The organism is Micromonospora sp. 050-3, from assembly GCF_046549335.1.
Lineage (GTDB): Bacteria > Actinomycetota > Actinomycetes > Mycobacteriales > Micromonosporaceae > Micromonospora > Micromonospora trifolii.
The window spans coordinates 202,770-226,817 of sequence record NZ_JAJPVX010000003.1; the positions used below are offsets into that span (position 1 = coordinate 202,770).

Annotated in this window: 20 protein-coding genes and 4 tRNA genes; 22 read left to right on the forward strand and 2 right to left on the reverse strand. The window is 69.0% G+C overall.

Going from position 1 to position 24,048, the window contains the following annotated elements:
• The first annotated feature begins 116 nt into the window (after positions 1-116).
• The gene (locus tag ACLJOK_RS28930) at positions 117-1,376 is read left to right on the forward strand and encodes an MFS transporter (protein ID WP_410821756.1); all 1,260 of its coding nucleotides are present in this window, start codon (positions 117-119) and stop codon (positions 1,374-1,376) included.
• A 270-nt stretch (positions 1,377-1,646) separates the two neighbouring features.
• Here ACLJOK_RS28930 and ACLJOK_RS28935 read toward each other — a convergent pair whose 3' ends face one another.
• Entirely contained in the window at positions 1,647-2,141 is a 495-nt protein-coding gene (locus ACLJOK_RS28935) for a YajQ family cyclic di-GMP-binding protein (protein WP_124774541.1), read from the reverse strand.
• A 147-nt stretch (positions 2,142-2,288) separates the two neighbouring features.
• Here ACLJOK_RS28935 and ACLJOK_RS28940 point away from each other — a divergent pair.
• Positions 2,289-2,372, forward strand: a tRNA-Tyr gene (locus tag ACLJOK_RS28940).
• A 278-nt stretch (positions 2,373-2,650) separates the two neighbouring features.
• On the opposite strand, the gene ACLJOK_RS28945 is transcribed toward ACLJOK_RS28940, so the two are convergent.
• Positions 2,651-2,812: a hypothetical protein gene (locus tag ACLJOK_RS28945; protein WP_410821757.1), complete on the reverse strand. Its 162-nt coding sequence runs from the start codon at positions 2,810-2,812 to the stop codon at positions 2,651-2,653.
• Between the two features lie 1,020 nt (positions 2,813-3,832).
• Between ACLJOK_RS28945 and ACLJOK_RS28950 the strand changes: the two genes are divergently transcribed.
• From ACLJOK_RS28950 to ACLJOK_RS29045, 20 genes are all read left to right on the forward strand, one after another.
• On the forward strand, positions 3,833-4,000 hold the full coding sequence (locus tag ACLJOK_RS28950; protein WP_410821758.1) for a hypothetical protein: 168 nt from the start codon (positions 3,833-3,835) through the stop codon (positions 3,998-4,000).
• Between the two features lie 112 nt (positions 4,001-4,112).
• Positions 4,113-6,641: a putative bifunctional diguanylate cyclase/phosphodiesterase gene (locus ACLJOK_RS28955; RefSeq protein ID WP_410821759.1), complete on the forward strand. Its 2,529-nt coding sequence runs from the start codon at positions 4,113-4,115 to the stop codon at positions 6,639-6,641.
• A 93-nt stretch (positions 6,642-6,734) separates the two neighbouring features.
• Positions 6,735-6,807 (forward strand) — tRNA-Thr (locus tag ACLJOK_RS28960).
• A 24-nt stretch (positions 6,808-6,831) separates the two neighbouring features.
• Positions 6,832-6,904: transfer RNA gene (locus tag ACLJOK_RS28965), tRNA-Met, on the forward strand.
• A 134-nt stretch (positions 6,905-7,038) separates the two neighbouring features.
• Positions 7,039-7,206 (forward strand): 50S ribosomal protein L33, encoded by a 168-nt coding sequence (gene rpmG, locus ACLJOK_RS28970; protein WP_007073056.1) that lies wholly within the window; start codon positions 7,039-7,041, stop codon positions 7,204-7,206.
• 124 nt (positions 7,207-7,330) lie between these two features.
• Positions 7,331-7,777, forward strand: a complete 447-nt coding sequence (locus ACLJOK_RS28975; protein ID WP_091402433.1) for a MaoC family dehydratase N-terminal domain-containing protein — start codon at positions 7,331-7,333, stop codon at positions 7,775-7,777.
• A gap of 1 nt (position 7,778) precedes the next feature.
• Positions 7,779-8,171 (forward strand): MaoC family dehydratase, encoded by a 393-nt coding sequence (locus tag ACLJOK_RS28980; RefSeq protein ID WP_091402431.1) that lies wholly within the window; start codon positions 7,779-7,781, stop codon positions 8,169-8,171.
• 129 nt (positions 8,172-8,300) lie between these two features.
• Positions 8,301-8,373: transfer RNA gene (locus ACLJOK_RS28985), tRNA-Trp, on the forward strand.
• A 212-nt stretch (positions 8,374-8,585) separates the two neighbouring features.
• The gene (gene secE / locus ACLJOK_RS28990; protein ID WP_030329860.1) at positions 8,586-8,975 is read left to right on the forward strand and encodes a preprotein translocase subunit SecE; all 390 of its coding nucleotides are present in this window, start codon (positions 8,586-8,588) and stop codon (positions 8,973-8,975) included.
• A gap of 38 nt (positions 8,976-9,013) precedes the next feature.
• The gene (gene nusG, locus ACLJOK_RS28995) at positions 9,014-9,736 is read left to right on the forward strand and encodes a transcription termination/antitermination protein NusG (protein ID WP_238667527.1); all 723 of its coding nucleotides are present in this window, start codon (positions 9,014-9,016) and stop codon (positions 9,734-9,736) included.
• Positions 9,737-9,922: 186 nt separating this feature from the next.
• On the forward strand, positions 9,923-10,354 hold the full coding sequence (gene rplK / locus ACLJOK_RS29000; protein ID WP_354946522.1) for a 50S ribosomal protein L11: 432 nt from the start codon (positions 9,923-9,925) through the stop codon (positions 10,352-10,354).
• 79 nt (positions 10,355-10,433) lie between these two features.
• Positions 10,434-11,150 (forward strand): 50S ribosomal protein L1, encoded by a 717-nt coding sequence (gene rplA, locus ACLJOK_RS29005; RefSeq protein ID WP_238667528.1) that lies wholly within the window; start codon positions 10,434-10,436, stop codon positions 11,148-11,150.
• Positions 11,151-11,230: 80 nt separating this feature from the next.
• Positions 11,231-12,121 (forward strand): ATP-binding cassette domain-containing protein, encoded by an 891-nt coding sequence (locus tag ACLJOK_RS29010; protein WP_410821760.1) that lies wholly within the window; start codon positions 11,231-11,233, stop codon positions 12,119-12,121.
• The gene (locus ACLJOK_RS29015; protein WP_410821761.1) at positions 12,118-12,807 is read left to right on the forward strand and encodes a hypothetical protein; all 690 of its coding nucleotides are present in this window, start codon (positions 12,118-12,120) and stop codon (positions 12,805-12,807) included. The genes ACLJOK_RS29010 and ACLJOK_RS29015 overlap by 4 nt, the downstream gene beginning before the upstream one ends.
• Before the next feature lie 340 nt (positions 12,808-13,147).
• Positions 13,148-13,693: a 50S ribosomal protein L10 gene (gene rplJ / locus ACLJOK_RS29020; RefSeq protein WP_030489577.1), complete on the forward strand. Its 546-nt coding sequence runs from the start codon at positions 13,148-13,150 to the stop codon at positions 13,691-13,693.
• A 55-nt stretch (positions 13,694-13,748) separates the two neighbouring features.
• Entirely contained in the window at positions 13,749-14,135 is a 387-nt protein-coding gene (gene rplL, locus ACLJOK_RS29025; protein ID WP_410821762.1) for a 50S ribosomal protein L7/L12, read from the forward strand.
• Between the two features lie 569 nt (positions 14,136-14,704).
• Positions 14,705-18,136: a DNA-directed RNA polymerase subunit beta gene (locus ACLJOK_RS29030; protein ID WP_238660443.1), complete on the forward strand. Its 3,432-nt coding sequence runs from the start codon at positions 14,705-14,707 to the stop codon at positions 18,134-18,136.
• Positions 18,137-18,216: 80 nt separating this feature from the next.
• Complete coding sequence (locus ACLJOK_RS29035; protein ID WP_210784124.1) at positions 18,217-22,104, forward strand: DNA-directed RNA polymerase subunit beta'; 3,888 nt, start codon at positions 18,217-18,219, stop codon at positions 22,102-22,104.
• Between the two features lie 94 nt (positions 22,105-22,198).
• Positions 22,199-22,567 carry a hypothetical protein gene (locus ACLJOK_RS29040; RefSeq protein WP_210784125.1) on the forward strand — a complete coding sequence of 123 codons (369 nt, stop codon included), beginning with the start codon at positions 22,199-22,201 and terminating at the stop codon, positions 22,565-22,567.
• A 691-nt stretch (positions 22,568-23,258) separates the two neighbouring features.
• Positions 23,259-23,639 carry a hypothetical protein gene (locus ACLJOK_RS29045; protein WP_410821763.1) on the forward strand — a complete coding sequence of 127 codons (381 nt, stop codon included), beginning with the start codon at positions 23,259-23,261 and terminating at the stop codon, positions 23,637-23,639.
• Positions 23,640-24,048 lie beyond the last annotated feature (409 nt).

A 24,048-nucleotide genomic window follows, 5' to 3' on the forward strand; every position in this document is an offset into this window, starting at 1 on the left:
GCCGCGCCGGGTACGGGCGGATCGCTGTGTCGCGGACCTATTCCGCTGTCTTCCGGTCAGGCGGCAGCGTTAGGGTCATAACGGCTCACGCTCATTACATCCTCGGGAGGTTCACGGTGACCGCGCTGCGTCAGTACCTGGGTGTCTGGCGGATCCCCGGCGCGCCCATGCTGCTGATCACCGGCATCATCGGGCGACTCGGAATCGGCATGACCCCACTGGCGCTGCTTCTGGTGGTCGAGCAGGTGACCGGGCGCTACTCGCTGGCCGCCATCGCCGGCGGCATCTACGCCCTCGCCGGTGCCGCGCTCAGCCCGGTTGCCGGACGGATCGCCGACCGGGTCGGCCCCAGCCCTGTCCTGCTGCTCACCGCCGTGGCCCACCCGCTGGCGCTCATCGGGTTGCTGCTGGCCAGCCGCTCCGGCGACGACGCTCTCCCCGTCATCTACCTCGCCGCAGGCGTGGCCGGTGCCACCTACCCGCCGCTCACCGCCGCCATTCGAGGCGCCTGGAACGACCTGACCGGCCCCAACTCCGGCCGGTACCACCTGCGCAACACCGCACTGGCCGCCGAGACCACGCTGTTCGAAATCGTCTTCGTCCTCGGCCCGCTGCTCGTCGCCGGCTTCGTCCTCGTCGCCGACGCGGCGGCCGCGCTGATCGGTGCGGCAGTGGTCACCCTGGTCGGCACGACCGCCGTGGCCCTCGGCCGGGTCATGCGCGGCTGGCGTCCGCACCCGCAGGAACACCACGCCCGCGGGCTCGGCCCACTGCGGGTCCCCGGCTTCCCGGCCCTGCTGATCTGCGTGGCCGGCCTGGGCATCGCATTCGGAGCCGCCGGGGTGATCGTTCCGGCGTTTGCGAGCGACCACACCACCGACGACCCGGAGAGCCTCGCCGGTGTGCTGCTCGCGGTCTGGGGGATCGGCAGCGCCATCGGTGGGCTGTGGTTCGGCGTCCGCAAGCCGGCACCGAACATGACCCGGCAGTTCGCCCTGCTGCTCGGCGCGCTGGCCGCCACCTTCGCCGTGTTCGCGGTGATGCCCACCCCACTCGCGCTGGGTGTCGCGCTGGTCGCCGGTGGGGCCACCATCGCGCCCGCGCTGACTCTGGAGAACACACTTGTCGGCCGGATCGCCCCGACCGGCATGTTGAACGAGGCGTACACCTGGGTGGTCACCGTCGCGGTGGCGGCGAGCGCCGCCGGCGGCTCGGTGGCCGGCGTGATCGTGGATCACGCCGGCGGGGTCCGCTGGGCGTTCCTGTTCGCCGGGGCGGCGGTCGCCGTCGGGGCCGCGGTCGCCGCGCTGCCCGGCGGGCCCATCGCCCGAGCGGAAACCACTGCGGTACGCACCGAACACCCCGTCACCGTCTGACCGCGCCCTGCGCCTCGGCCTGTGCGCTGGCTGGCCCGGCGCCGCGGGCGGCCTTGCGTCTCGGCCTGTGCGCTGGCTGGCCCGCGCCGCGTGCGGCCTTGCGTCTCGGCCTGTGCGCTGGCTGGCCCGCGCCGCGTGCGGCCTTGCGCCTTGATCGACTCGGGTTCCTGAAAGTCGCGGTGTCCCAATCGCCCGGACGCCCCGACTTTCAGGAACCCGAGTCGATCTAAGCCGGGACCCGACCGCTGGTGGGGCCGGGGTGGGTCACCCTCAGCGGTAGTTGTTGAACTGGAGGGCGACGCCGAAGTCCTCGCCCTTAAGCAGGGAGATGACGGCCTGAAGGTCGTCGCGCTTCTTGCCGGTGACGCGCAGCTGGTCACCCTGGATCTGCGCCTGCACGCCCTTGGGACCCTCATCGCGGATCTTCTTGCTGATGGCCTTGGCCTTGTCCGTCTCGATGCCCTGGATCACCTTGCAGTCGATCTTGAAGATCTTGCCCGACGGGCGCGGCTCCCCAGCATCCAGCGACTTCAGCGAGATGTTCCGCTTGACGAGCTTCTCCTTGAACACGTCCAGTGCGGCGCGGACGCGCTCCTCGGTCTCCGCCTGGAGACCGATCGCCTCCTCGCCGGACCAGGAGATCTCAGCGCCGGTGCCGCGGAAGTCGAACCGCGTCGCAAGCTCCTTCTCCGCCTGCCGAAGGGCGTTGTCGACCTCCTGGCGGTCAACCTTGCTCACGATGTCGAACGACGGGTTCGCTGCCATGTTTCTGCTCCTGCTGTCCGGCGGTCTGGGCCTGCCGTCGGCCGCCGACCAGCGGCACGACCCCCTGACCGTACCCGGTTGCATCGGTACCGGGGGTAGCCGCTATTCTTGCTTCCGCCGCCGCGTTGCGACGCGGTGGGGTGCCCTGGCGGGTTGCCCGAGCGGCCAATGGGAGCGGACTGTAAATCCGTCGCGAAAGCTTCAGAGGTTCGAATCCTCTACCCGCCACCAGGTGCAGACACGGCCCCTGACCAGCAGAGATGCTGATCAGGGGCCGTTGTCGTTGATCTAGCAAGCTCCGGCTGAGTCGCCGGGACCAATCCGATCCGGATCGGCGGCGGACCGTGTCCGCGCCAGCTCTGGCCACGATCAACCGCATGGGCCACGGCGACCCGCCACCGCCCAAATCCGGCCCGGCCAGCGCGGGTGGTAGATGCCGCTCTGTCACCGGCATCCGTGCGGATCGACGCGGCGATGCGGCCGCGGTCATCGAGGTCGACAACCTCGCCCTACATGCTGACTCCGGCGAGGCTGACGTCGTGCAGGACGCCGCGCCGCCACAGCGCTGGGCGGGCGCTTCCGTCGCTGGCCGCGGAGTTGGCCGGGATCTCGCCGTGGTTGTTGATGGCCCGCAGTTCGGTGAAGCTGCCGCCGAGGGTGCCGAGGTCCATCACGCGATAGTCGGCCGGGGCGCCGGCGCGGCGCCGTGTTGGCGGTTGGTGCGAACGTCAAGGCGGCTGCGAGGAGGGCGGTGCAGAGGAGGGTTGGCATGGGACGGCTCCCTTCGGAGCGTCGCCGGGCGAATCGTGCGCTCGGCGTAGGTGCGTCCTGTCGCTCCGCGAGCGTGCCGTCACGTGGCCGACAGCCTGGCCGTCCCGCCGTCCAGGTCCCGGGGAGGTGCTGAGACAGAGCGACCGGCCATCGTGTACGCCGGGAGGGGAGGGACGCGGGGCAGCGGGTGGCCGGCCTCACTCCCGAGTCCATCGTCGACAACCTCACGCTGCACCGGCACCTCGTCCGCCCGGTGGTACTCGGAGTTTGGACGGCTCCAGGTCGCGGCCCAGGCGGCCCGTCGGACCCCGCCGCCGGTCTCGGTCCCGGTTTGCCGCCTGGGAGGAGCCGGAACTCTTCTCCGGTGAGGTGCCTGCCGCACTCCGGCCGCTGCCGAATTTCTGTGCTCGCGCCGGGATATCGGTCCGGGCAGCGACCGCACGCCCAGGGTCGCCCCTCAGCGAGGAGCGACGCTCGTCGAGCCGATCTCGCGCAGGGGATAAGGACCCGTCGAGGTACTGGCGCGTTCGCGAAGACCCGGTATGGTGGTCGATGGCTGGCGCAGAGCGCAGGCATGGGCGCACCTCTTGGAGGCGTCACGCACAGTGACCGACACGTCAGATTTGATAGCTCCGATGTGGCTGCGCCGAATTGTGTTGAAGGTCGTAATCAACGCTGTGTGAAGCGGTGATCTGCTTCGCAGGCTCGTGATCTGGCCCCGTGTGACGAGGGCGGTGGGCCGAACGGCGAGAAGTTACAGACGGTGGGGCCAGTCGGGGCCCCATCACTTCTCTGGCTGTCCGTGCTGTGGCACGATCGTGGAACCTCCACTATCCCCACGACACTTTCCGACAGGAGCAATCATGTCTGGTCGTAGGTTGGGCCGGCTGCTTGGCTCACTTCTACTCGTCGCCGCACTCGTGAGCGGCATCGGCGGTGTCAATCTCTTCAGCAGTGCAGGGGACAGCTCGCAGGCTGGCGACATCGTCTGGCAGCGCGTGCAGGCTGGCGACATCGTCTGGCAGACTGCGCAGGACGGCGACATCGTCTGGCAGGCCCCGAAGACTGGCGACATCGTCTGGCAGTGAGCTGGGCGCTTTGGGTCGGTCATCCGAGTTGGCTGTCTGGGATGCCGTGCGTCACTGACGGAATGCTCCGCGGCGGTGCCGTGGCCGCTCGGCGTCAATCCGAAGGAGCGGCATGATCGGTCGCGGTCAAGCCCGGCGCAGGTCGTCCGAGGATGCGTGGATCATCACCGCGCCTCTCGCTCTGATCGCGGTCACCTGCGCCACCATCACAGGGTTGGTCGCCAAGGAGCCAATCGGTGACTGGCCGGAGGCAGCCCTTCTTCTCGTCCTGATGATCGCGGCCGGGTTGCCAATGCTCAGCCTGGTCGTTCGGCGGCAGACGATCGGTGTCACGCTCACCGAGCTGCCGATGGTTCTCGCGCTCTACTTCCTGCCGCCGCTGACGGTAGTGGTCATCTACACCCTGAGTTCGCTCATCACGCACACCCGGCAGCGGCTTTCGGCGCCCAAGGTGTGGTTCAACGTGGCGCGGGCCGCGGCCGGGACTTCGTTGGCCGTCCTGCTCCTCCAGGCGCTCCCGCCCATCGAGGGAGTGGGGCCAAGCACCTGGGGCAGCATCTTCGCCGGCGTGAGCATGGTGATCCTGGTCAGTTACGCCAGCGTGGCAGCAGTACACACGCTGCTTCACGGTTGGCAGACCGGGCGTGGGACGTTGCGTACCGCCACTCCGGCGGTGCTCACCGCGGCGATCAACGTGTCGGTTGGCCTGATCGTTCTGATCCTGGTCGAGAACACGTGGTGGTCGCTGCTCCTGCTCGCTGCCCTCGGCGCCGGCCTTGCCCTGGTCTACCGGGCCTACGCCCAGTTCTTCCGTCAGCACCGCACCCTCACCGACCTGTACGACCTGACCCGCGCGGTGGTGGAGAGCGGGCACAGCGGCACGCTCGCGGACGCGCTGCTCGGCCGGGTCCGCGCGCTGATGCAGGTGGAGTACGCGACGCTGTGGCTCCCGGCTCAGGGGTGGCACCCGGAGACGTTGTTGACCGCCCGAGTGGACGATCGCGGTCTGCTCGACCTGGCGCTCACCCCGCCGACGATCCGGGAGCGGGCCCGCGACACCCGGCGCACCGTTGCCGTGGGCCGTGGCGTGACCACCGATGCAGAGTTCCGCGCCGACCTGGCCGAACGGCGGATCAAGGACGCGGTTGTGGTGCCGCTGCGGTCCGGTCAGGTGGTCATCGGCACCCTTGAGGTGGCCAACCGTCTCGGCGACGGCAACCATTTCACGCCCGCCGACATCGCGGTCCTGGAGACGGTGGCCGCGCACGCCGCGGTGGCCCTGGAAAATTCGCGGCTGGTCGATCGGCTGCGACACGACGCGTACCACGATGCCCTGACCAAGCTGCCCAACCGGCGGCGGATCACTGGTGCGCTGGAGGAGTCGGTCAAGTTCCGTACCGACGGCGAGGTGGTGGCCTTGCTGCTCTTCGACGTCGACGGGCTGCGCCAGGTCAACGAATCTCTCGGTCACGCGGCCGGGGACAAGGTCCTCACCGAGGTCGCCAAACGGTTGCGGGCCAGCGCACCGTCGTCGGCTCTGGTTGGTCGTGCCGGCGGGGACGAGTTCCTGGTGACGCTGCGGTTGGAGAGCGCCGAGGCCGCGCTTGAGTTGGCCGCCCAACTGCGCGACCAGATCCGCGACGAGATGGTCTTCGACGCGCTCACCCTCGACGTGAACACCGCCGTCGGGGTGGCCGTACATCCGGATCATGGCAGCGATGCGGCCACCTTGCTGCTGCGGGTCGACCTGGCCACCACGGCGGCCAAGTCGGTGCCGGGCAGCGTTCAGTTGTTCAACCCGGGCCTGGAATCTCGGTCGCTGCGCCGGCTGGGTCTGGCCGGCGACCTGCACCAGGCGCTGGACCAGGGCGAGCTGGAGGTCTACTTCCAGCCCAAGGTGACATTGCGGGACCGCCGCCTGGTCGGCGTCGAGTGCCTGGCCCGCTGGGAGCATCCGACGCACGGCACCGTTGCACCCGAGGACTTCGTGGCGGTGGCCGAGCACACCGGCCAGTTGAGTCGGCTCACCGAGGTGGTGCTCCGGGAGGGGCTGCGCCGCAGCCGGGACTGGGCCGAGGCCAACCAGCCGTTGCCCATCGCGGTGAACCTGGCCGCCCGGACGCTCACCGACCAACACTTCCCGGATCGGGTGCAGGAGCTGCTGACCGAGTACGGGGTGCCGGCGCAGCGCCTCACCCTGGAGATCACCGAGTCGGGTGTGCTGGACGGCACGGACCGGCCCATCCCCACCCTGCAACGACTGCGGGATCTCGGCGTACGGCTGTCGGTGGACGACTTCGGCACCGGCGACTCCTCCCTGGCGCACCTGCGCCGGCTGCCGGTGCACGAGGTGAAGGTGGACCGTTCCTTCGTGCAGGGCATGGCGACCGACCCGGGGGACCTGGCGATCGTCAACGCGGTGGTGACCCTCTCCCAGCAGTTCGGGTTGGCAGTGGTGGCCGAGGGTGTGGAGAGCGAGCTGACCCTCGAGCTTCTCCAGGACATCGGCTGCGAGATCGGGCAGGGCTTCCTATTCAGCCGGCCGCTGCCGTACGAGCGGTTGGCCGCCTGGTTCGGTGCCCAGGTGGACCCGGAGACGATCTCCAGCGGGGAGCTGCCGCGCCTTCGTGTCGTGCCCTGAGCAGGGCGCGGACGATCACCGGGGATCCGATTTCACCTGTCGAGCCGGGCCGTGTACTCTTACTCCTGCGCGCCCTACGGGGAGATCGCGCAGGCCCCCTTAGCTCAGTCGGCAGAGCGTCTCCATGGTAAGGAGAAGGTCTACGGTTCGATTCCGTAAGGGGGCTCGAGGGTTCAGCTGGACCCATCGCAGCGGTGTAGCTCAGATGGTAGAGCAAGCGGCTCATAATCGCTGTGTCGCCGGTTCAAGTCCGGCCACCGCTACTCTCGTCTTCCGGGCTCGTTGCCGGTGGTCGTAAGAAAATGGGCGCTTCTGGCGCCCACTTTGCATGTCCGCGCTGTCAGCGTCTAGGCTGGCGCGTCGTAGTTGTTTCCGTTAGCGAGGAAGGCACTCCGCCGTGGCGAAGGCTACCGATGTCCGGCCGAAGATCACTTTGGCGTGTGTGGAGTGCAAGGAGCGCAACTACATCACGCGCAAGAACCGGCGCAACGACCCCGACCGCATCGAGCTGAAGAAGTTCTGCCCGCGCGACGGTCGGCACACGGTCCACCGCGAGACCCGCTGACCGCTGGCCGGCCTCAGCCGGCCGCTGTCGAAGCTTTCCAATCGCCGATCTGACCGGTTTGGCGCGGCTCCGCCGCCGCCTGCCGATCAGGTCGGCGATTGGGCTTTCCGTGTAGGTTCGCGGCATGCCTCTGGACCCTTCCTTTGTCGGCCGGACGTATCCGCCGACCGCCCCCTATCAGGTGGGCCGAGAAAAGATCCGCGAGTTCGCCAGCGCGATCGGCGCCACCGACCCGGCCCACCACGACCCGGAGGCCGCGCGGGCGCTGGGCCACCCCGACGTGGTGGCCCCGCCGACCTTTCCGGTGATCGTGACGATGGCCGCTAGCAGCCAGATCATCGAGGACCCGGCCCTGGGTGTCGACTACAGCCGCCTGGTGCACGGTGACCAGCGGTTCGCGTACACCCGGCCGGTGGTCGCCGGCGACGAGCTGGTCTGCACCAACACCATCGAGGACGTCAGCACCAGGGGTGGGCACGGCTTCCTGACCACGCGCACCGACGTGAGCACCGTCGGCGGGGAACCCGTTGTCGCGGTCTGGGCCAGGTATGTCATTCGCGGGGAGGCCTGAGATGGAGTTGCCAGCACAGACGTTTCAGGTGACTCGTGCGGACCTGGTCCGCTACGCCGGCGCCTCGGGCGACTTCAACCCGATCCACTGGAGCGACCGGGTGGCCACAAAGGTGGGCCTGCCCGGGGTGATCGCCCACGGCATGTTCACCATGGCGTTGGTCGGCCGCGCGGTCACCGAGTGGGCCGGCTCGCCGGACGCGGTGGTCGAGTACGGCGTGCGTTTCACCCGGCCGGTGGTGGTCCCCGACGACGACCAGGGGACCGAGATCGAGGTCACCGCGCGGGTCCGTGAGGTGACCGAGGACGGCCTCACCCGACTCGAGGTGACCGCCACCTGCCTGGGTGAGAAGGTGCTGTCCCAGGCGCGGGCAACCATCCGGACGGCGCGCTGAACCGAGCCCGCCACGCGTGGCGGAGAGACCGGTTGGGAAAGTCGGGCGGCTACCCGTACACTGGTCCGCCGTGGGGCAAGTGACCCCTGCTCGGTCGTCTGTGGCCGCGTGGGGCGAGTGTTGCCACATAGGGGTGTAGCTCAATTGGCAGAGCAGCGGTCTCCAAAACCGCAGGCTGCAGGTTCAAGTCCTGTCACCCCTGCGCCTCAGGCCTGACCGTTCCCGTGGGTCGCGCCGCCAGCTTGGCGGCGTCCGGCCCGTGGTGGTGGAATCGGCGGGGTGGTCCGAGGCAGTCGGGCCCTCCGGGTGATCCACTGGCCGCGGCCCGTCGCGGGACGGTTGGGTCCGGCCGGCGTGACCAGCGCCGCGTACGCCGCTCGGCGTGCGACCCCAGATTCCGCGACGGAGGGCGAAGTGGCCGACAACAAGCGGCGCGACGACGACGGCGACGATCGTCTCGACGACGAGATCGTCGACGACGTGGCCGACGACGACGCCTCCGGCGCGGACGAGCCGGTTTCCCGGGGAGGCACCGCCACGCGGTCCCGCGCCCGGGCGGAGTCGGCGGACAGCCGACCGACCACGCGGTCGGAAACGGGTCGGGTGGGCGTCTTCGGCCGCATCGCCCGGTTCTTCCGCGAGGTCGTAGCCGAACTGCGTAAGGTCATCTGGCCGACCCGCAAGGAGTTGCTGACCTACACCGCCGTGGTGGTGGCGTTCGTCGCGGTGATGCTGACGATCGTGGGTGTGCTGGACTTCGGCTTCGCCAAGGTCGTGTTGTTTGTCTTTGGCAACTCGGACTGACCGGCTGCCTCCAGCCATAGTGACGGAAGTGAGCGAGCGTGCCTGAGTACGACGAGACCGCCGGACCGGTGGACGAGCAGTCCACGGTCGCGACGGCGGCTGGTGACGAGTCGGTTGAGGCCGCCAGCGAGCCGGAGTTCCCAACGACCGAGCCCGCACCGGACGAGGACTACGACCCTGTCGCGGAGCTGAGGCAGAAGCTGCGCTACGCCCCGGGCGACTGGTACGTGGTGCACTCTTACGCCGGCTACGAGAACAAGGTCAAGACCAACCTCGAGACCCGGATCACGAGCCTCGACATGGAGGACTTCATCTACCAGGTCGAGGTGCCGACCCGGGAAGAGGTCGAGGTCAAGAACGGTAAGCGTTCGCAGATCCAGGCCAAGGTCTTCCCGGGCTACATCCTGGTTCGGATGGAGCTGACCGCCGAGTCGTACTCCTGTGTCCGGAACACCCCGGGTGTGACCGGCTTCGTCGGCGCGACCGACCGGGCCGACCGGCCCGCTCCGCTCTCGCTCGACGAGGTGCTGAAGTGGCTGGCGCCGGCCGTCGAGACCGAGCAGAAGAAGTCGAAGCCGGAGATCAAGGTCCTCGACTTCGAGGTGGGCGACTCCGTCACCGTCACCGACGGCGCGTTCGCGTCGCTGCCGGCCACGATCAGCGAGATCAACGCAGACCAGCAGAAGCTCAAGGTGCTGGTGTCGATCTTCGGTCGCGAGACTCCGGTGGAGCTCAACTTCAACCAGGTCGCCAAGATCTGATTGGTCGTCGGCGGCGGGCCCGGCCCGCCGCCGACGTCGGCGTACGCGCTCTCGCTCGACCTCGGCGGACGAGTGGGCTGCGGCCTGCGCTACTCTTGAATGTCGCCGCTGTCGCACCGCGCTGACCGTGCGCGCCCGAGGGCGGCGACAGCCGCATTTTCCCAGCTCCAAGCCCCAGGAAGTGACATGCCTCCGAAGAAGAAGCTCGTCAAGACGTTCACGCTTCAGTTGCCGGCGGGCCAGGCCACGCCGGCGCCGCCGGTCGGCCCCGCGCTCGGCCAGCACGGCGTGAACATCATGGAGTTCTGCAAGTCCTACAACGCGCAGACCGAGTCTCAGCGGGGCGACATCGTCCCCGCCGAGATCAGCGTGTTCGAGGACCGGTCCTTCTCGTTCGTGCTGAAGACCCCGCCCGCTGCCCGGCTGCTGATCAAGGCTGCCGGTGTGCAGAAGGGTTCGGGTGTTCCGCAGTCCGAGAAGGTCGGCTCGGTCAGCCGCGCCCAGCTGCGTGAGATCGCCGAGAAGAAGATGGCAGACCTCAACGCCAACGACATCGCCCAGGCTGAGAAGATCATCGCCGGCACCGCCCGGTCGATGGGCATCACCGTCAACGACTGACGTCGGCCCCGGCCGTCGACCAGACCGTGGGAGGGCTCGCGCCGAGCGAGCCCGCCAGAGACCACAGGAGTAATCAGCAATGCAGCGCAGCAAGAGCTACCGCAAGGCCGCCGATGTCATCGACCGGTCGAAGCTCTACACCCCCACCGAGGCCGTGAAGCTGGCCAAGGAGACCACCAACGTCAAGTTCGACGCCACGGTCGAGGTCGCCATGCGCCTCGGCGTCGACCCCCGCAAGGCGGACCAGATGGTCCGCGGCGTGGTCAACCTGCCGCACGGCACCGGTAAGACCGCCCGCGTGATCGTGTTCGCCAGCGGCGCGAAGGCCGAAGAGGCCGCCGCCGCGGGTGCGGACGAGGTGGGCACCGATGAGCTGGTCGCCCGCATCCAGGGTGGTTGGCTGGACTTCGACGCGGCGATCGCCACGCCGGACCAGATGGCCAAGATCGGCCGGATCGCGCGGATCCTGGGCCCGCGCGGTCTCATGCCGAACCCGAAGACCGGCACGGTGACCATGGACGTCACCAAGGCGGTGTCGGACATCAAGGGCGGCAAGATCACCTTCCGGGTGGACAAGCACTCCAACCTGCACCTGATCATCGGCAAGGCCTCCTTCACGGAGACCCAGCTGGTGGACAACTACGCCGCAGTGCTCGACGAGGTGCTGCGTGCCAAGCCGTCCGCGGCCAAGGGCAAGTACCTCCGCAAGGTCATCCTGACCACCACGATGGGCCCGGGCGTTCCGGTCGACCCGAACCTGGTGAAGAACCTGCGGGAGGACCAGGCCGACGCCTGAGTCGACAGTTCGCTCCGCCGGGGCGCCGCCACGACCGTGGCGGCGCCCCGGCGCGTTCGAGGTGTGGCAGGCTCGACGCCATGCGGCTGGAGAACGTCTGGTTGCGGTACCACCGGCGAGGGCCGTGGGTGCTGCAGGGCATCGACGTGCGGATCGGTCCCGGCGAGGCCGCGATCGTGCTGGGCCGCAACGGGGTGGGCAAGTCGACACTGCTCCAGGTGGCCGCGGGGGTCCTCCGACCGGGCCGGGGTCGGGTCACCGACCGGCCGGCGCGGGTGGGCTGGGTGCCGGAGCGTTTCCCCGCCGACCAACCCTTCACGGTGACCCGCTATCTGACCGGGATGGCCCGGGTGGCGGGGCTGGGCAGGGCTGCGGCCGACGAGGCGGTGACCTTCTGGACGGACCGGCTCGGGCTGTCCGACTTCCGCTCGGTCCGGTTGCCGGAGCTGTCCAAGGGCACCGCGCAGAAGGTCGGCCTCGCCCAGGCGATGCTGCGCCCGCCGGGCCTGCTGGTGCTGGACGAGCCGTGGGAGGGGCTGGACGCCACCACCCGCGAGTTGGTGCCCGCGCTGATCGCCGAGGTGCTCGCCGCCAACGGGTCCGTCCTGGTCAGCGACCACCGCGGCGAGACGGTCCGGCTGCCGGCCGCGCGCCGCTGGTTGGTGGCCGACGGTTCGCTCTCCGAGGGGACGCCGTCGACGGACGAGACGATCGCTGTGGTCGAGGTCGCGGTGCCGGCCGCGCGGGTCGCCGGCACCGTCGCCCGGTTGCGCGCCGAGGGCCACCAAGTGCTGCGGGTACGCGCCGACGCCTCCACCGCCGCACCCCAGGCCCGACCCGCCGAGCCGATCCGGTCGGCCGGTGCCGCCCGACCCGCCGAGCCGTCGCTCGGGGTCGCCGGGGCGCTGGCAGCGGAGCAGCCCGAGGCCGCCGACCCGGTGGCCGAGCCGGCAGCGGGGGAGACCCGGTGAGCGCCCTGGTCCGGATGCGGTTGGCCGGTCTCCTGCGGACCGGCCGGGCGTTGGCGCCGTTGCTCGCCGGCCTGATCACGCTCGGCACCCTCTACGGCGGTGGCCGCGCCCAGCCGGCGGAGGCGTACGGGGTCTCCGCGGTGGTGCTCTTCCCGGTGCTCGCCTGGCAGACCAAGATCCTGTTGGACGTCGAGCCGGACGTGCAGCGTCGGTTGGCGCAGGTGACTGTCGGGGTGGCCCGGGAGCGGTTGTCCGGGCTGCTCGCCGCCGCTGTGGCGGCGCTGGTGACGGTGGCCGTCGCGCTGCTCTTTCCATGGCTGGTCGGCGGGGTGTCCGGCCCGGTCGACCCGGGGGACCGGTCGATTCCGGTCGGGCTCGCGCTGGGGTTGTGGGCGCACCTGCTTGTCGTACCCGCTGCGGTTGCCCTTGGGGCGCTGGCCAGCCGGGCGTCGGTGGGCGGCGCCGGGTACGGCGTCGCGGTGTTGGCCCTCGGCGGTGTCGGCGCAGTGGTGTTCGGCCTGACCGGCTCGGTGGCCCCCTGGCTGGCACCGCCGATCATGGCGGCCGCCCGCACCACCGCCGGCGACGCCGCCGCGCTGACACTGCTGGGGCTGAGCGGCTGGGCGCTGGCCTGGAGCGCCGCGGTCGTCGGCGGCTACCTGTGGCGGCGGCGGGCCGAGGGCTGACCGGCACCGGCACGGGTGACGTGGCTCACCGGGCGCGATTTGGCGCCGCTGGCCGGTGCGCGTACTCTTCAAACGTCATCCGTGTTCTCATGGATGAGGAACCACCCAGAGACCGCTGGTCACCGTGCTTCGGCACGGTCGAAGGTCCCGCGACAACGGGCGACCCGCGTAGGGCGGCAAGCGTAACTCGGCAGTGAGCATGGTCCGCCGACCATGACGATCCGCCGGCCCTCGCCCCGTGCGCCCTGCGCCGGGGCTTTTTCGTTGTCGCGCTGCCTCCGCCCTCGTTCCGGCTTCGGCCGAGACGGGGACCAGCCTCGAGTAACGAGAGAGGAGGGACATGGCGGACAAGCCGATTCGGGCCGACAAGGCCACGGCCGTCGCTGAGCTGACCGAGAGCTTCCGCAGCTCGGGCGCCACCGTGCTGACCGAGTACCGCGGTCTGACGGTTTCCCAGCTCACCCAGCTTCGGCGCTCGCTCGGCGCCGAGACCAGCTACACGGTCGCAAAGAACACGCTGGCCAAGCGTGCTGCGACGGACGCGGGCATCACCGGCCTCGATGAGCTGTTCACCGGTCCTACCGCGCTGACTTTCGTTTCGGGCGACGTCGTCGAGGCGGCGAAGGGGCTTCGCGATTTCGCGAAGGCCAACCCGAAGCTCGTCATCAAGGGCGGTGTCTTCGAGGGCAAGGCCATCACCGCGGCCGAGGTCACGAAGCTCGCCGACCTTGAGTCCCGCGAGGTGCTGCTGGCCAAGCTGGCCGGCGCGATGAAGGGCAACCTGAGCAAGGCCGCGGCCCTGTTCCAGGCCCCGCTGTCGAAGACCGCCCGTCTGGCGGCTGCACTGCAGGACAAGCGCGAGAAGGAGGGCGCCGAGGCGGCCTGAAGGCCCCCACGGCGCACCAGTTCTTACTTAACAGAATCAGGAAAGGACGCCAGATATGGCGAAGCTCAGCACCGACGAGCTGCTCGACGCGTTCAAGGAGATGACGCTGATCGAGCTCTCTGAGTTCGTGAAGCAGTTCGAGACGACCTTCGAGGTCACCGCCGCTGCTCCGGTCGCGGTTGCCGCTGCCGGTGGTGCCGGTGGCGCTGCGGCCGAGGCCGAGCCGGAGCAGGACGAGTTCGACGTCATCCTCGAGGCTGACGGTGGCAAGAAGATCCAGGTCATCAAGGTCGTGCGTGAGCTGACCGGCCTGGGCCTCAAGGAGGCCAAGGACGCGGTCGAGTCCGCGCCGAAGGCCATCCTGGAGAAGGTCAACAAGGAGACCGCCGACAAGGCGAAGGCCAAGCTCGAGGGTGAAGGCGCCAAGGTCACCCTCAAGTGACCTGACGTTCCACCAACGCGTACCCGGCTCGTGAGCCGGGACACCATCGCGTCGCGGCGGGCGGTGATCCGACACGGATCACCGCCCGCCGTATTTGTGGATCTGGCTGCGACCGGTCCTGAGCTGGCCTCCGACCACCGGTACCCTTGACCCGAACGAGCGTGGCGGGTAGCCCTCCAGTGGGAAACAAGGGACAACCCGGATACCGGCCCTTGACGCGGCCCGGGGCTGCCAGGCACGCTGACACCAGCAAGACACCGCGCTTGCGACGGCCACGACGTGGGTATGACAGCGGCGGCACCATCGGCCGCAGTCACCCGAGCGGCCCAGTGGGGAGTTGCGTTCTGAGCGGCCCGGCAGACCCCGGTTGACGGGGGCCGAGGCGCGCTCCGCAAACAACCTGCGGGGTGGGCTGGACAGCGGTTAGCCTCTCGGCTACACTGCTAGTTTGCGCTGCCTTCCGACTTGACCCCTGCTCGGAAATGTCCGTTTACGGATATTTCTGGTGGGGTCATTGGAGTGCACGCGTACCAGCCGTTCTGCAGCACCGGTCCTCGGAAGGACGCATCTTGGCAGCTTCCCGCCCTGCGAAGACCAGTCGTACGTCGAGCGCATTCGCTCCCCGCCGAGTTTCATTCGGCAGGATCACCGAACACCTCGAGGTCCCCAACCTCCTTGCCATCCAGAACGAGTCCTTCGACTGGCTCGTCGGCAACGAGGCTTGGCAGGGCCGGTCGGCGGACGACCCGCACGCACGATCGGGTCTCGCGGAGATCCTTGAAGAGATCAGTCCCATTGAGGACTTTTCCGGCACCATGTCGCTCTCCTTCTCAGCGCCGCGCTTCGACGAGGTCAAGGCCTCGATCGAGGAGTGCAAGGAGAAGGACCTGACCTACTGCGCTCCGCTCTTCGTGACCGCGGAGTTCACCAACAACACCACTGGCGAGATCAAGAGCCAGACGGTGTTCATGGGTGACTTCCCGATGATGACGCCCAAGGGCACCTTCGTCATCAACGGCACCGAGCGCGTCGTGGTCAGCCAGCTCGTCCGGTCTCCGGGCGTGTACTTCGACAAGCAGCCGGACAAGACCTCCGACCGCGACCTCTCCAGCGTCAAGGTCATCCCGAGTCGGGGTGCCTGGCTGGAGTTCGACATCGATAAGCGCGACACGGTCGGTGTACGTATCGACCGCAAGCGTCGGCAGGCCGTCACCGTCCTGCTCAAGGCCATCGGATGGTCGGCCGAGCGGATCCGTGAGAAGTTCGGCTGGTCCGAGCTGATGATGACCACGCTCGAGAAGGACCACATCGCCGGCGCCGACGAGGCACTGCTCGACATCTACCGCAAGCTGCGCCCTGGCGAGCCGCCGACGCGCGAGAACGCCCAGACCCTGCTCGACAACCTCTTCTTCAACCCGAAGAGGTACGACGTCGCCAAGGTCGGGCGCTACAAGTTCAACAAGAAGCTCGAAGTCGGCGTACCGATCACCACCGGCACGCTGACCGAGGACGACATCGTCGCCACCGTGGAGTACCTGTGCCGGCTGCACGCCGGTGAGGACGGCTACGAGGCCGACGACATCGACCACTTCGGCAACCGGCGCCTCCGTACCGTGGGCGAGCTCATCCAGAACCAGGTTCGGGTCGGCCTGTCCCGGATGGAGCGTGTCGTCCGCGAGCGGATGACCACGCAGGACGTCGAGGCGATCACCCCGCAGACCCTGATCAACATCCGCCCGGTGGTGGCGGCGATCAAGGAGTTCTTCGGGACGTCCCAGCTGTCCCAGTTCATGGACCAGACCAACCCGCTGGCGGGCCTGACCCACCGGCGTCGGCTGAGCGCGCTCGGCCCGGGTGGTCTGTCCCGGGAGCGGGCCGGCTTCGAGGTCCGCGACGTGCACCCGTCCCACTACGGCCGGATGTGCCCGATCGAGACGCCGGAAGGCCCGAACATCGGCCTGATCGGCGCGCTGTCCACCTTCGCCCGGGTCAACCCGTTCGGCTTCATCGAGACGCCGTACCGGAAGGTCGTCGAGGGTCGGGTCACCGACCAGATCGACTACCTGACCGCGGACGAGGAGGACCGGTTCGTCAAGGCCCAGGCCAACGCGCGCCTGAAGGCTGACGGCACCTTCGCCGAGGAGCGGGTGCTCTGCCGTCGTAAGGGCGGCGAGACCGAGGACGTCCTCCCCGGTGCCGTCGACTACATGGACGTCTCGCCCCGGCAGATGACCTCGGTCGCGACCGCCATGATCCCGTTCCTCGAGCACGACGACGCCAACCGGGCACTGATGGGCGCGAACATGCAGCGCCAGGCGGTGCCGCTGGTCAAGGCCGAGGCGCCGCTCGTGGGTACGGGCATGGAGTACCGGGCCGCTGTCGACGCTGGCGACGTGGTGGTCGCCGAGGTCGGCGGTGTGATCGAGGATCTCTGCGCCGACTACGTCACCATCCACCAGGATGACGGCCACCGCCGGACGTACCTGCTGCACAAGTTCCGCCGCTCCAACGCCGGCTCCTGCGTCAACCAGAAGCCGGTCGTCTTCGAGGGCGACCGCGTCGAGGCCGGTCAGGTCATCGCCGACGGTCCGTGCACCGACGAGGGCGAGATGGCACTCGGACGCAACCTGCTGGTGGCGTTCATGTGCTGGGAGGGCCACAACTACGAGGACGCGATCATCCTGTCGCAGCGCCTCGTGCAGCAGGACGTGCTCACCTCGATCCACATCGAGGAGCACGAGGTCGACGCCCGGGACACCAAGCTCGGTCCGGAGGAGATCACCCGCGACATCCCGAACGTCAGCGAGGAAATGCTCGCTGACCTCGACGAGCGCGGCATCATCCGGATCGGCGCCGAGGTCGTCCCCGGTGACATCCTGGTCGGCAAGGTCACGCCCAAGGGCGAGACCGAGCTGACCCCGGAGGAGCGTCTGCTCCGCGCGATCTTCGGTGAGAAGGCGCGTGAGGTTCGGGACACCTCGCTGAAGGTGCCGCACGGCGAGACCGGCACGGTCATCGGTGTGCGCACGTTCTCCCGCGAGGACGGCGACGAGTTGCCGCCGGGTGTCAACGAGCTGGTCCGGGTCTACGTCGCCCAGAAGCGCAAGATCCAGGACGGCGACAAGCTCGCCGGCCGGCACGGCAACAAGGGTGTCATCTCGAAGATCCTGCCGATCGAGGACATGCCGTTCCTTGAGGACGGCACCCCGGTCGACATCGTGCTCAACCCGCTCGGTGTGCCGAGCCGGATGAACATCGGCCAGGTGCTGGAGACCCACCTCGGTTGGGTCGCCAAGACCGGTTGGAAGGTCGAGGGTGACGACGCCGACTGGAAGCGCCAGCTGCGCTCGATCGACGCGCACGAGTCCGAGGGCGACACCAACGTGGCCACCCCGGTCTTCGATGGTGCTCGCGAGGAGGAGATCTCCGGCCTGCTCGAGTCGACCCTGCCCAACCGGGACGGCAAGCAGCTGATCGGGCGTACCGGTAAGGCGCAGCTGTTCGATGGTCGTTCCGGTGAGCCACTGCCGGACCCGATCGCGGTCGGCTACGTCTACATCCTGAAGCTCAACCACCTGGTCGACGACAAGATCCACGCTCGTTCGACCGGCCCGTACTCGATGATCACGCAGCAGCCGCTGGGTGGTAAGGCGCAGTTCGGTGGTCAGCGTTTCGGTGAGATGGAGTGCTGGGCGATGCAGGCGTACGGCGCTGCCTACGCCCTGCAGGAGCTGCTCACGATCAAGTCCGACGACGTGCTCGGCCGAGTGAAGGTCTACGAGGCCATCGTCAAGGGCGAGAACATCCCGGAGCCGGGCATCCCGGAGTCGTTCAAGGTGCTGCTCAAGGAGCTGCAGTCGCTGTGCCTCAACGTTGAGGTGCTCTCCAGCGACGGTGTGGCCCTGGAAATGCGCGAGACCGACGACGAGGTGTTCCGGGCCGCTGAGGAGCTGGGCATCGACCTGTCCCGGCGCGAGCCGAGCTCGGTCGAAGAGGTCTGAGGTGAGCGGTCGGGGGCCGGCGCGCCGGCCCCCGACTCCACCCGAGAATTAGCAGTACAGACGACGACATAGGGGACATAGTGCTCGACGTCAACTTCTTCGACGAGCTGCGCATTGGTCTCGCCACCGCCGACGACATCCGTCAGTGGTCGCACGGCGAGGTCAAGAAGCCTGAGACGATCAACTACCGCACCCTGAAGCCGGAAAAGGACGGGCTCTTCTGCGAGAAGATCTTCGGTCCGCAACGGGACTGGGAGTGCTACTGCGGTAAGTACAAGCGCGTCCGGTTCAAGGGCATCATCTGTGAGCGCTGCGGCGTCGAGGTGACTCGCTCCAAGGTCCGTCGTGAGCGGATGGGGCACATCGAGCTCGCCGCTCCGGTGACCCACATCTGGTACTTCAAGGGCGTTCCGAGCCGGCTGGGTTACCTGCTGGACCTCGCCCCCAAGGACCTCGAGAAGATCATCTACTTCGCCTCGTACGTCGTGACGAGCGTGGACGCGGAGTCGCGTCACCGCGACCTCTCGACGATCGAGAACGAGATCCTGGCCGAGAAGCGGCAGTCCGAGAACAGCCGCGACTCGGAGATCGAGAAGCGGGCCGCCAAGCTCGAGGCCGACCTCGCCGAGCTGGAGGCCGAGGGTGCCAAGGCGGACGTCCGGCGCAAGGTCAAGGAGGGCGGAGAGCGCGAGATGCGCCAGATCCGCGACCGGGCCCAGCGCGAGATCGACCGCCTGGACGAGGTGCTGGACACCTTCCGCAAGCTGGAGCCGAAGCAACTCGTCACCGACGAGCTGCTCTACCGTGAGCTGCGCGACCGGTTCGGTGAGTACTTCACCGGTTCCATGGGCGCCGAGGCGATCAAGGCGCTGGTCCAGAACATGGACCTCGACGCCGAGGCCGAGAGCCTGCGGGAGACCATCCGGTCCGGCAAGGGTCAGCGGAAGATCCGGGCGCTCAAGCGACTCAAGGTCGTCGCGGCGTTCCTGAACACCCGCAACTCGCCGCTCGGCATGGTGCTGGACTGCGTCCCGGTCATCCCGCCGGACCTGCGCCCGATGGTGCAGCTCGACGGTGGCCGCTTCGCGACCTCGGACCTGAACGACCTGTACCGCCGCGTGATCAACCGGAACAACCGCCTCAAGCGGCTGATCGACCTCGGCGCGCCCGAGATCATCGTCAACAACGAGAAGCGGATGCTCCAGGAGGCCGTCGACGCGCTGTTCGACAACGGCCGTCGCGGCCGGCCGGTCACCGGCCCGGGTAACCGCCCGCTCAAGTCGCTGTCCGACATGCTCAAGGGCAAGCAGGGCCGGTTCCGCCAGAACCTGCTGGGCAAGCGCGTCGACTACTCCGGCCGTTCGGTCATCGTGGTCGGCCCGAAGCTCAAGCTGCACCAGTGTGGTCTGCCCAAGCAGATGGCGCTGGAGCTGTTCAAGCCCTTCGTGATGAAGCGGCTGGTGGACCTCAACCACGCGCAGAACATCAAGTCCGCCAAGCGGATGGTCGAGCGTCAGCGCCCGGTCGTGTGGGACGTGCTGGAAGAGGTCATCGGCGAGCACCCGGTGCTGCTCAACCGGGCGCCGACCCTGCACCGCCTGGGCATCCAGGCCTTCGAGCCGCAGCTGGTCGAGGGCAAGGCGATCCAGATCCACCCGCTGGTCTGCACCGCGTTCAACGCCGACTTCGACGGTGACCAGATGGCGGTGCACGTGCCGCTGTCCGCCGAGGCTCAGGCCGAGGCGCGGATCCTGATGCTGTCGTCGAACAACATCCTCAAGCCGGCCGACGGCAAGCCGGTCACCATGCCTACCCAGGACATGGTCATCGGTCTGTACCACCTCACCCACCTCACCGCCGGTGAGAAGGGCGAGGGCCGGGCGTTCAGCTCGGACGCCGAGGCGCGGATGGCCTTCGACAACGGCGAGCTGCACCTGCAGGCGCCGGTGAAGATCCGTCTCCGTGGCGTGGTCGGTGTCGACAACGGCAACGGCTCCGAGGCGTGGAGCGCCCCGGAGGGCTGGGTCGAGGGCGACCCGCTGACCGTGGAGACCACCCTGGGTCGGGTGCTGTTCAACGAGACGCTGCCGCAGGGCTACCGCTTCGTGAACTACGAGATCCGCAAGGGTCAGCTCTCCGCGATCGTCAACGACCTCGCCGAGCGCTTCCCCAAGGTGGCGCTGGCCGCCACCCTGGACGGGCTCAAGGAGGCCGGTTTCCACTGGGCCACCTGGTCCGGCGTGACGATCGGCATGGAGGACGTCATCGCTCCGCCGCGCAAGGCGGAGATCCTGGCGAAGTACGAGAAGGACGCCGACCAGATCGACAAGCAGTACCAGCGTGGTCTGATGACCGCCGAGGAGCGTCGCGGCGAGCTCATCGAGATCTGGACCAAGGCGACCAACGAAGTCGCCAAGGAGATGGACACCGCGCTGCCGCAGGAGAACCCGCTGTGGAAGATGATCAACTCGGGTGCTCGCGGTAACCTGCTCCAGCTCCGGCAGATCGCGGCGATCCGTGGTCTGGTGGCCAACCCCAAGGGTGAGATCATCCCGCGGCCGATCAAGGCCAGCTACCGGGAGGGTCTGTCCGTGCTGGAGTACTTCATCTCCACGCACGGTGCCCGTAAGGGTCTCGCCGACACCGCGCTGCGGACCGCCGACTCGGGTTACCTGACCCGTCGTCTGGTGGACGTTTCGCAGGACGTCATCATCCGCGAAGAGGACTGCGGCACCGACCGGGCGATCCCGATGCAGATCGGCGAGAAGCTGGACGGCAAGCTCGTCGTCCACACCCACGCCGAGACCAGCGTGCACGCCCGTACCCTCGCCGACGACATCAAGGGGCCGGACGGCACCGTGGTGGCCGAGCGCGGTCAGGACATCAACTCCATCGGGGTCGACAAGATCGTCGCCGCTGGTGTGGAGACGGTCCGGGTGCGCAGCGTGCTCACCTGCGAGTCGAAGCTGGGCGTCTGCGCGGCCTGCTACGGCCGCTCGCTGCCGACCGGTAAGTCGGTCGACATCGGCGAGGCGGTCGGCATCATCGCCGCCCAGTCCATCGGTGAGCCCGGTACGCAGCTGACGATGCGTACCTTCCACACCGGTGGTGTCGCGGGTGAGGACATCACCCAGGGTCTGCCGCGTGTCCAGGAAATCTTCGAGGCTCGGGTCCCGAAGGGTAAGGCGCCCATCGCCGACACCCCCGGTAAGATCCGGATCGAGGATGGCGAGCGCTCGCGCAAGATCATCGTGGTGCCGGACGACGGCAGCGAAGAGATCGTCTACGACAAGATCTCGAAGCGCGTCAAGCTCCGTACCCACGACGGCGGTCACGTCGCGGTCGGCGAGAAGCTGACCGAGGGCACCATCGACCCGCACGAGTTGCTGCGGATCATGGGTCCGCGGGCGGTCCAGGTCCACCTGACCAGTGAGGTCCAGGAGGTCTACCGCTCGCAGGGTGTGCTCATCCACGACAAGCACATCGAGATCATCATCCGCCAGATGCTCAAGCGGGTGACGGTCATCGATTCCGGCTCGACCGAGTTCCTGCCGGGTGTGCTCGTCGACCGGGCGCTGTTCGAGTCGGAGAACCGCCGACTCGTCTCGGAGGGCGGCGAGCCCGCCGCTGGTCGTCCGGTGCTGATGGGTATCACCAAGGCCTCGCTGGCCACCGACTCCTGGCTCTCGGCGGCCTCCTTCCAGGAGACCACTCGGGTGCTGACCGACGCTGCGATCAACTCGCGCAGCGACTCGCTGGTCGGCCTCAAGGAGAACGTGATCATCGGAAAGCTCATCCCGGCCGGTACCGGCATCAGCAAGTACCGCAACGTCCGGGTCGAGCCGACCGAGGAGGCCAAGGCCAAGGTCTACTCGATGACCGGTTACCCGGAGACCGACTACGGGTTCGGGCCGGCCAGCGGGCAGGCCGTGCCGCTGGACGACTTCGACTTCGGGTCGTACCGCTAAGCACCAGTCACACGACGAGGCCCCCGGTGAAAGCCGGGGGCCTCGTCGTGTCCGTGCCCACCCGCCCCTGGGCCGGTTTCGGCATGATGGGGGGATGACGACCGCACCCGGGCAGGTGTCCGTCGCCCAGCAGGGCGTACGCCACCCGCTGGACCCCGACCCGGCCCGCGCCACGAAGGCACGGGCGGTCTTCGCGCTGGGCCTGCTCGGCATGCTGACCGGGCTGTTCATCGGTGGCGTCGTGCCGGCCACTGTGGCCCTGCAACTGGCCCGGCAGGCGCGCCGGGAGGCGTACGCCTCGGGGGGTTTCCTGACCGGCGGCGTCTGGCTGCGACGGGGGGAGTGGATGGCCTGGACCGGCCTGGTGCTGGTCGCGGTCAGCGTGGTGGCCGCTGTGGTCATCGGGGTGGTCCGGTTGGCCGGCGCCCCGTTCGGCCACGACTACCCGGCGAACATGGACTGAGCCAACGGTGGCCCCGCCCGGCGCGGGCGGCGGCGCTCGCGGCGGTAGCCTGGCCGGTGTCCGCCATGTGGCGGTGGCGGCCTTTCGACAGGAGGACCTCGTGACGGAACCGGCGCGGCCCCCTGCGGACGAACCGGCCGGCCCGCCGGACCCGCCGGCTCCGCCATCCGAGCCGAGCGACTGGGCGCGGCCCGGTCCGAGCGGCGAGCCACACCCACCGGTGTCCACCCCGAGCACACCGCCCTCAGCGGCGCCGCCTCCCGGTTGGGGTGCGAACGGCTGGGGCACGACCGAGGCGCCCGGCTCCGGCCAGCCGTACCCGGTCTCCAGCGCACCGACCTCGACGCCGCAGGGCTGGGGCCCGCCGACCTCCGGGCCGGGTGTGCCGCCTGGCTGGGGCCCCCCGGCGGCTGGTTCGGGAGTGCCGTACGGCTGGGGTCCGTCACCCTCTGGGCCGGCTGTGCCGCCTGGGTGGGGTCCGCCCGCGTCCGGGCCGGCTGTGCCGCCTGGGTGGGGTCCGCCCGCGTCCGGGCCGGCCGCGCCATATGGCTGGGGTCCGCCGTCGTCCGGGCCCGGAGCGCCGCCCGGCTGGGGTCCGCCACCGCCGGGGCGCGGCCCCGGGTGGGTTGGCACGCCGGGGCGTTCGGTACCGCCACCGCCGACCGACGACCAGCGCCGGCCGCCGAAGCGGGTGGAGTCGGTTTCGGGTACGCCGTTCGGCGTTGTGCACCTGGACGTGGCGCCGGTCACCTCCGGGCTGGCCATCGGGGCGCTGGTGGCGGGGATCGCATCGGTTCTGGTCTCACTGCTGGTGATCTGCTTCGGAGTGGCCTTCAAGAACGACGGCGGGGCCTGGGCCTCCGGGGCGTTCGCCGCGCTGGGTGTGCTGGCCGGCGGGGCGGCGGTCGTCATCGGGCTGATCGGCCGGCGGCAGATCCGGCGGCCGACCGCGCCCTCAGCGGTCCAGTTCACCGGCCGCGGGCTGGCGATGGCCGGGGTCAGTTGTGGCGCGGCGGGGGCACTGCTCAGCCTGCTGGGCCTGGGTCTGGCCCTCCTTCTCGCAGTGACGTGAGGGTGATCACCGACAACTTCGGCACCTGACGGGGGTTTCCCGCGGATGGCTTCCGGTCACCCCGGGGGCGATGGGTGCTTCTGCGGGGAAGCCGGTACACTTGCGTTCGTAGGTGCCCATCGCGGGCGACGGGGCAGGACGAGATCCGGCTGGCGGTTGTGAGACGGTCGCCGGGCCATTCCGTTTTGACCTGGGCGGTTGTGGTAGGTACTCTTTCCCCTTGTGCCCGGGCATGCCCGGGCAACTCGTGCGTGCGCTGTTTCCGGCTTACGGACGGCGGCACGACAAGCCAAAGATCCGGGGCGGGGCGACCCGCGCGCCGGTGACCAAACCCGGTACGCACGCGAAAGCGTCGCAACTGGGCCGTGACGAGGGCGACACGCCCGACCGCGGGTGCCGGGGTCTCCGC

Bases quoted from the DNA above. Each gene is read 5' to 3' on its own strand.
- rplA (WP_238667528.1), top strand. From the start codon at position 10,434: ATGCAGCGCAGCAAGAGCTACCGCAAGGCCGCCGATGTCATCGACCGG.
- ACLJOK_RS29040 (WP_210784125.1), top strand. From the start codon at position 22,199: ATGACGACCGCACCCGGGCAGGTGTCCGTCGCCCAGCAGGGCGTACGC.
- rplL (WP_410821762.1), top strand. From the start codon at position 13,749: ATGGCGAAGCTCAGCACCGACGAGCTGCTCGACGCGTTCAAGGAGATG.
- rplJ (WP_030489577.1), top strand. From the start codon at position 13,148: ATGGCGGACAAGCCGATTCGGGCCGACAAGGCCACGGCCGTCGCTGAG.
- ACLJOK_RS28945 (WP_410821757.1), bottom strand. From the start codon at position 2,812: ATGGACCTCGGCACCCTCGGCGGCAGCTTCACCGAACTGCGGGCCATC.
- ACLJOK_RS28955 (WP_410821759.1), top strand. From the start codon at position 4,113: ATGATCGGTCGCGGTCAAGCCCGGCGCAGGTCGTCCGAGGATGCGTGG.
- ACLJOK_RS28980 (WP_091402431.1), top strand. From the start codon at position 7,779: ATGGAGTTGCCAGCACAGACGTTTCAGGTGACTCGTGCGGACCTGGTC.
- rplK (WP_354946522.1), top strand. From the start codon at position 9,923: ATGCCTCCGAAGAAGAAGCTCGTCAAGACGTTCACGCTTCAGTTGCCG.
- ACLJOK_RS28975 (WP_091402433.1), top strand. From the start codon at position 7,331: ATGCCTCTGGACCCTTCCTTTGTCGGCCGGACGTATCCGCCGACCGCC.
- ACLJOK_RS29010 (WP_410821760.1), top strand. From the start codon at position 11,231: ATGCGGCTGGAGAACGTCTGGTTGCGGTACCACCGGCGAGGGCCGTGG.
- ACLJOK_RS28935 (WP_124774541.1), bottom strand. From the start codon at position 2,141: ATGGCAGCGAACCCGTCGTTCGACATCGTGAGCAAGGTTGACCGCCAG.